The sequence below is a fragment of the Sporosarcina sp. D27 genome, assembly GCF_000586555.1.
In the GTDB taxonomy this organism is placed as follows: Bacteria; Bacillota; Bacilli; order Bacillales_A; family Planococcaceae; genus Sporosarcina.
Genome location: NZ_AZUC01000044.1, coordinates 73,333 through 81,498 on the forward strand (window position 1 = coordinate 73,333; position 8,166 = coordinate 81,498).

The 8,166-nt window shown below is 42.0% G+C and carries 5 protein-coding genes and 2 riboswitches; all 5 genes read left to right on the forward strand.

Translation table 11 applies throughout. The features are described from left to right. The first annotated feature begins 115 nt into the window (after positions 1–115). The 5 genes from N693_RS0106960 to N693_RS0106980 all read left to right on the forward strand — a co-directional run bounded on the left by N693_RS0106960 (position 116) and on the right by N693_RS0106980 (position 7,797). Positions 116–1,066, forward strand: coding sequence for a MoxR family ATPase (locus N693_RS0106960; protein ID WP_025784083.1), 951 nt, complete (start codon positions 116–118; stop codon positions 1,064–1,066). Continuing rightward, complete coding sequence (locus N693_RS18975) at positions 1,063–2,268, forward strand: DUF58 domain-containing protein (RefSeq protein WP_025784084.1); 1,206 nt, start codon at positions 1,063–1,065, stop codon at positions 2,266–2,268. The genes N693_RS0106960 and N693_RS18975 overlap by 4 nt, the downstream gene beginning before the upstream one ends. Further along, positions 2,265–4,445: a transglutaminaseTgpA domain-containing protein gene (locus tag N693_RS0106970; RefSeq protein WP_025784085.1), complete on the forward strand. Its 2,181-nt coding sequence runs from the start codon at positions 2,265–2,267 to the stop codon at positions 4,443–4,445. Before N693_RS18975 ends, N693_RS0106970 begins: the two co-directional genes overlap by 4 nt. Before the next feature lie 35 nt (positions 4,446–4,480). Beyond that, positions 4,481–4,582, forward strand: a riboswitch (purine riboswitch). 135 nt (positions 4,583–4,717) lie between these two features. Next, the gene (guaA, locus tag N693_RS0106975; protein ID WP_025784086.1) at positions 4,718–6,256 is read left to right on the forward strand and encodes a glutamine-hydrolyzing GMP synthase; all 1,539 of its coding nucleotides are present in this window, start codon (positions 4,718–4,720) and stop codon (positions 6,254–6,256) included. Further along, positions 6,254–6,355: riboswitch (purine riboswitch) on the forward strand. (Overlaps the previous gene by 3 nt.) Before the next feature lie 107 nt (positions 6,356–6,462). Then, complete coding sequence (locus tag N693_RS0106980) at positions 6,463–7,797, forward strand: NCS2 family permease (RefSeq protein ID WP_025784087.1); 1,335 nt, start codon at positions 6,463–6,465, stop codon at positions 7,795–7,797. Positions 7,798–8,166: the final 369 nt, after the last annotated feature.

Sequence of the window (8,166 nt, forward strand, 5' to 3'; positions counted from 1 at the left end):
TTTTATTACCGGTTAATTCTGTTTGTTTTGTAAATTAGTTTGTAGGACCGCAGAAATTCCGGTATGATGGAAACAACTGTAGAGTCATCCAGTATATGAGCAAGGGGGAAATGGATTGTTACATAAAGAGAAAATTGATGCGATCCTAGCAAACATCGAACGAACAATTGTGGGGAAACGTGTAATAAGCGAGCTCAGTTTAACAGCATTATTGGCAGGAGGACATGTCCTTCTAGAAGACGTACCAGGTGTCGGTAAGACTGTGATGGTAAAATCTTTGGCTGCGTCAATTGGAGCTGAATTCAAAAGAATCCAGTTCACACCTGATTTGTTGCCATCTGATGTTCTCGGTGTTTCAATTTACAATCCACAGCAGATGGAGTTTGAATTCAGGCCAGGGCCGATTGTAGGTAATATCATTTTGGCGGATGAAATCAACAGGACTTCGCCTAAAACACAAGCAGCACTATTGGAAGGAATGGAAGAATCCTCAATCACAATAGATGGGAAAACGTTGCAACTTCCTCAACCGTTTTTCGTAATGGCAACGCAAAACCCAATCGAATATGAAGGGACCTATCCTCTTCCAGAAGCTCAAATGGACCGTTTTTTATTTAAGTTGAAAATGGGATACCCCACAAGAGACGAGGAAATTGAAGTGCTGTCACGCTCGGAATCTCAAATGACAGCCGAACTCTCAACTCCTGTAATTACACTGGATGACTTGCTTGAACTTCAAGTGTCGGCGACAAAAGTCATAGTAGATGCAACGGTAAAGTCGTACATAGTGGACTGTGCAACCGCTACACGTGATCATCCAACGGTGTACCTAGGGGTTAGTCCGCGTGGATCACTTGGTCTCATGAAGGCATGTCAAGCTTATGCACTTATTAACGGGCGTAATTATGTAACCCCAGACGACGTCCAATATTTGCTTCCTCATGCATTTAGCCATCGAATTATTTTGCACCCGGATGCAGAATATAGCGGTCATTCCATCGATAATGTGCTGGTTGACGTAATCGCTAAAGTCCGAGTGCCTATCATGAGGACGAACACTCTATGAAACGAAAACGTGCAACACTAATCATTCAAACGCTTTTTGTTTTGATCATTATAGGTGGGGCATATTCGTTTGCAATGTTTCAAGGCGGTATGCCTAGCTGGACAATCTTTTACTTTATCTTGCCATTTTCTTTGTATGCGCTGTCAATCGTGCTGTATCCCTTAAAGACGTTAACGGTGACGCGTACTATTCAACAGCCGTTACTTGGGATTGGTGAATCGACGAAAGTGACGATTCGAGTGAAACGAACTAATCGATTTCCGTTGTTGTATCTTTCTGTCAAAGAGCAAAAGTGTGGTACGTTTGCCGCCATCACACAAGGGGAGCCTTCCCGGTTGTTTATATTGGGATTTCGAAAAGAGGTTGTCCTTCAGTACGAATTGAAAGGTAAACAAAGAGGAGAGCATGACTTTCCCCCTGTACAAATAGGTATAACAGACTTTTTTGGGTGGATAAAAAAACAGGACATCATCGACGTCGAAGGAGAGTCTACACTTCTCATTTTTCCTGAGACGAAGTCAATACACTACGTACCAATTGGTTCTTATCATGATAGGGGGACGACTAGATCACCATTTTCATTGATAAAAGAAACCACGGTTGCTACAAGCGTCAGGGATTATCAACCAGGAGATCGGATGTCCTGGATTCACTGGAAATCATTTGCTCGGACACAGAACTTGATGACGAAAGAATTTGAGAACAAACGAGGGGAACACGTGACGTTGTTGCTCGATGCCAGATCCTCTCTAGCATTTGAAGAACAAATTCAATTCACTGCCTCTATTTTAAAAGAAGCAGCTACACGAAAAGCGGATTTGACGTTTTTAACGACAGATGCTGAGAATTCTGCGATTGGCACAATTTCAGGAGAAGGGCAGCTTCGGAAAGCGCTCACGCAACTTGCTCGCCTTCAGCCGATAGAAGAGACGATGGCAAAACCACCGAATTATACAGTAGCCTTACAAGGTGCTGGTGCGATTGTAATTATTTCAGGAAATCCAGATCCAGTTTTCTTGCGTCCTGTTCTTAGTGCTTCACGTGCGCAACCGGTATTTTGCTTTGTTGTGAGAAACGGAGCAGCCCCAATACCGGATTTAGTTGAGCAGAACGTGAAGGCAGCAAGAGCGCTCGGTGTGACCGTTCAAATGCTAACTGATCAACAATTTGAACGATCGTTTCAGGAGGTGGCTAAATCGTGAAAGATGTTCGCATCGATAAGTGGCTCTTGGTTTTGCTGTATACTCTTGCTTTCTTCATGACCATTGAGTGGCTCAAGCCGGTTGAAGAACTTACAGACACTGGACACATTAGCCTTTTTTATGGATTTGTGGGATTAGCCTTGTTATTTGGACTGTTACGTGTTCCGGGATGGATTGGTGTTCCCATTAAGGCAATCTACATAACTCTATCTCTACAATACGTATTTCTTGAAAAAGAATGGCTATCGGCAGAAGCACTGAAAATGACAGTGCTCGATGTGCAACAAAATTTTGCGTTTATTTGGTCTGGTGAGTGGATGAGTATCTCGTATATGTTTCGAACGGGATTATTTTTCATCTTACTTTGGATGCTTTGTTACTTAATACGATATTGGATCGAATATCGCAAGTCCGTTCTACTGTTTTTCGGAATGACAGTGATTTTCCTCTCTGTGGTGGATACATTTACATCGTTTGACGCCTCATTTGCAATTTTACGGGTAATGATAATCGGGTTGTTACTGCTTGGCTTACTGTTTCCGCTACGATTATCCGCGAAAACGAAAACACAGTTACCAATCTCAAGTTATTTTAAAGTAAGTGCTCCACTAGTGGGGTTATTACTATTCGTTGCAATTGTCGCGATTCTCGTACCCATTAAAGAACCTGTATGGCCAGACCCAGTTCCATTTATCCGATCTGCTGCCGGTTTAGGCGAAAGTGGAAATGGAGAAGGGGTTTCAAAAGTGGGGTACGATCCAGATGATACTCAATTGGGAGGGCCATTTGAGCAAGACGATTCGCTTGTTTTTGAAGCATATGTGGATTCGCGTCAATATTGGAAAATGGAAACGAAGAATACGTATACATCCAAAGGGTGGATTCAGTCTTCATCGGAGGAGAATTCGCTGTTGCAAGGAAGATATTCAGAGCAAATTGGCGGACAAGTTTTAGTTCCACCTAGGCAGCGTTCTGATATGGAAATGTACGAACCTCTGCCAATCTTGCCGTATCCATATGGTTTCGAATCCCTGCAGACTACTGAAGGAATTATATATCATCAGGAATGGGATACAGGAAAGTTGATATTAAATTATGATGAGCCGTTAGACATGACGTATCGAACGGAATTTGTACCGCCCGAATACAGTTTGAAAGAACTCCGTGCAACAGACATGGCTTCGCTCGATTCCATGAAATTTGAAATGGAAGAGTATTTGAGTTTGCCGAAAGAAGTCCCATCACGGGTCAAAGAGTTGGCTCAGGAATTGACAGTGAATCACTCAAATGTTTACCAGAAAGCGCAAGCCATTGAAAGGTATTTCGGCAGAAGCGGCTTTGTTTACTCAAGAGACAAGGTTGCTGTTCCTGAAGAGGATGAAGATTATGTCGACCAATTCTTATTTGAAACGAAGCGAGGCTATTGTGACAACTTTAGTTCCTCCATGGTCGTCATGCTTCGATCTGTTGGAATCCCAGCAAGATGGGTGAAAGGATTTGCCCCTGGTGAGTTGAAGCGGGATGATAACCATGAGAAGTATTACACAGTCACTAACAACCAAGCTCATTCTTGGGTAGAGGCCTACATGCCCGGTATTGGTTGGATGCCATTTGAACCGACAATTGGATTTAATGGCGTATCGAATGTCAACTTCGATATTGAAGTTGCAGAAGATGATTTGAAAGAACAAGAACAAATTAAGCGTCCTGAAAACAAAAAGAAACAAGAACAAGAAAAACAAGCTGCTAAACGTAAAAATACCCAGGAACCTTGGTTGCTTCAAATTTTTCCAGAATGGCTGCGTTCTTGGACGGTAGTTAGTGTCATTATTGGGGTTGCTATCGTCTTGTTTGGTATAGGATCATATGCAACACGTAAAAAGTGGTTGCCACGTCTAGCTGTACACAGAAGTCGTAGCAAAGCGGAAGGCTGGGAAACATTTGCCGTTCAATATGAGCAACTATTGAAGCATTTGAATCGGGTCGGTATTAAGAAACCAGCTGGCATGACGTTATCATTCTACGCAAAAGAAGTGGATCGAATGCGTGGCGATGACAAAATGAGTACGTTGACAGTGGCTTATGAGAAAGGTTTGTACGGGCAAAGAGAAACGAATCAAAATTGGACGGAATTACGTAAAATGTGGGAAGATTTAATCATTGAGACAACTGGTTGATTTTTTAATTGAATGGAAGTAGAATGATGCCAGGAATAGAAATACTTGAATGCTCTCATATAGGTCCGATAATATGGTTCGGATGTTTCTACCAGGTCACCTCAAAAGACCTGTCTATGATAGCGAAAGCAGCTACGGATAATCCGTAGTCTGTTTTCGTTATTTCATAGATTATAGATGGAAACAGAAGACGCGCAGAAAGAGTTTACTTTCTAACGCGTCTTTCTCTGTTTTAAGGGTATACTTGAATAAAATAAGAAGAGGTGGATTTTATGTCAGCAGCTCCATTAATGTCAGAACAAGAGAAAATCGTGGTTTTAGATTTAGGTAGCAAGTACAACCAACTTATTACACGCGTAATACGGGATCTAGGCGTATACAGTGAGCTTTATGCGCACACAGTAACGGCGGAAGAAATTCGTAACATGCATGCAGCTGGAATTGTCTTGTCTGGTGGAAATACGAAAATGGACGCAGACATCGATCCTGAAATCTTTACATTAGGGCTTCCAGTTCTCGGTCTTGGCTCAGGACTAGAAGTCATTGCAGAGCAGTTTGGCGGCAAGACAGCTACTATGGAAGCTCATGGGGCGACATCTACACTAACTCCTGAAGGAACTTCAAAATTATTTGCTGAAATCAGCGGATCATTTGCAGCGCACATTGGTGGCACTGAAAAAATTGCAGAACTTCCTGAAGGCTTCACAGCAACAGTGAAAGACGAGCATGGACATATTGCAGCAATCGAGAACGCGGATAAAGGATTATTCGCCGTTCAGTTCCATCCTGAAGTCGACAGCACTGAAAATGGAGAAGCGATTCTTCGTACGTTCCTTCGTTCAATCTGTAATCCGACAGGTGAATGGTCAATGGAACGCTTCATTGAAGTAGAAGTAGAAAAAATCCGTGAGCAAGTTGGCAATCGTAATGTTCTTTGTGCACTAAGTGGCGGTGTCGACTCTTCAGTAGTTGCAACACTTATCCACCGTGCAATCGGTGACCAGTTGACATGTATTTTTGTTGATCATGGTTTGTTGCGTAAAGGTGAAGTGGAAAGTGTTGTCGATACATTCAGCACAAAGTTCAATATGAATTTCATCAAAGTAGATGCAGCTAAGCGTTTCTTGGACAAGCTTGCGGGAGTTACAGAACCTGAACAAAAACGTAAGATCATCGGTAACGAGTTCATTCGTGTATTTGATGAAGAAGCAGCGAAATTGAAAGGCATTGATTTCCTTGCGCAAGGTACGATTTATGCAGATATCATTGAAAGTGGTACAGCAACTGCTGAAGTCATCAAGTCTCACCACAACGTTGGCGGCTTACCAGAAGATATGGACTTTGAATTAATCGAGCCATTGAAGGCATTGTTCAAAGACGAAGTACGTAATGTTGGTAAAGAGCTTGGATTGCCTGAAGACATCTACAACCGTCAGCCGTTCCCAGGACCTGGTCTAGGTGTTCGAGTACTTGGTGAAGTGACAGAAGAGAAGTTGAACATTGTACGTGACGCGGATTATATTCTTCGTGAAGAAATTGCTTTAGCTGGTCTTGACCGCTCTATTTGGCAGTACTTCGCAGTTCTTCCAGGCATCAAGAGTGTCGGTGTGAGAGACGGCAAGCGTTCGTATGACCACGCAATTGGTCTCCGTGCTGTTCATTCTTCAGATGGTATGAGTGCTGACTGGGCACGAATCCCTTGGGATGTTTTGGAGAAAATCAGTTCACGTATTACAGCAGAAGTTGATCACGTCAACCGTGTTGTTTATGATATTACTGCAAAACCACCAGGCACAATCGAGTGGGAATAAAACTAAATAACTGATTGTCGTATATCCTTGGGAATAAGGCCCAAAAGTCTCTACCAGAGCACCGTAAATGCTTTGACTACGATGAATGGAACACTTCTTGAGTAGGACTGACAAGAGGGATCCCCATTTTGAAGAGTTTGAAAGAGCATGCAGCTTTAGTTGTCGCATGCTCTTTTTATATCCAAAACAGATGAGGACGGTTGATGATGAAAAAGTATTTTGAGTTTGACAAGTTAGGTACAAATTATAGAAGAGAAATCATTGGGGGAATAACAACGTTCCTTGCAATGGCGTACATATTGGCCGTGAATCCACTTGTCTTGTCTCTTGACGGGGTACCAGATATTCCGGATGCGATGCGTATGGACAAAGGTGCAGTATTTGTTGCAACAGCGTTAGCAGCAGCAGTTGGATCATTATTTATGGGTCTCATCGCACGATATCCAATCGGTTTAGCACCAGGTATGGGATTAAATGCATTCTTTGCATTCTCTGTCGTTCTTGGTTATGGAATCCCTTGGCAGACCGCTTTAACAGGTGTGTTATTCTCAGGACTTATCTTTATTGTTCTTTCATTATCTGGACTACGTGAACTAATTATTAATGCGATTCCGGCGCAATTGAAATATGCAGTCGGTGCGGGGATTGGTTTATTCATAACATTCTTAGGGTTTCAAAACGCAAATATCATTGTAGGTGACCCAAACACGCTTGTTACACTAGGAGATCTATCGCAAGGTCCAGTATTGCTTTCCATTTTTGGGTTAGTGATTACAGTAATCATGATGGTTAGAGGAATTAAGGGCGCAATATTCTATGGAATGATTATAACTACCATTGCAGGGATGTTGACCAGTCTTATTGAGGTTCCAGATAAAGTCGTTTCCAGTGTACCGAGCGTAGCTCCAACTTTTGGTGCAGCATTTGAAACAATTTTTAATAACCCAAGCGAATTGTTTACAACACAGTTTTTTGTCATCATTATTACGTTTCTATTTGTAGATTTCTTTGATACTGCAGGAACACTCGTTGCAGTTGCAACACAAGCAGGTTTAATGAAGGAAGGTAAGTTGCCACGTGCCGGAAGAGCATTGTTGGCGGATTCCATGGCAACAGTCACTGGTGCGATTTTCGGTACATCTACAACAACTTCTTACGTTGAATCTACAGCTGGAGTTGCAGCAGGGGCGAAAACAGGTTTTGCTTCTGTTATAACAGGTCTCCTATTCTTACTAGCTTTATTCTTCTCACCTTTATTGTTCGTCATTACGCCCGAAGTTACAGCGCCTGCATTAATTATTGTTGGTGTGCTAATGGTTTCTAATTTAGGAAATATTGAGTGGACGCGTTTTGAAATGGCTGTCCCGGCATTCTTCACTGTCATTGCAATGCCGTTGACGTATAGTATTGCAACAGGAATAGCGATTGGATTCATCTTCTATCCAATTACAATGCTACTTAGCGGACGCCGCAAAGAAATACATCCTATTATGTATGTATTGATGGTTCTCTTCATATTGTATTTCGTTTTCGTTAAATAACGAAACTCCTACAGCTACTGACTTTCCATAATGGAAGTTGAGTAGCTGTTTTTTGTTTAGAGTGTGGAATTAGCCAATCACAATGATAGAAATAATGAAATACGATGGGGAATTGATAAATGATGTTTAACGCAATGTTTTTCGGGTATATTAATGACTAGTAATTAATTTGACGAAAAGTGTTGACTTATGTTGACGCACTTGGTATAGTAATAAAGCAGTCGGGAGCGAGACTTACTGAAACGCTTCAGACAACATGAACCTTGAAAACTGAACAGCAAAATGTCAACGAATTATCGTTTGGGAAACCGGTTCTGCCGGTGAAACAAATACAAACAGATCTTAATTGATCTGATAGACATCTTAAAT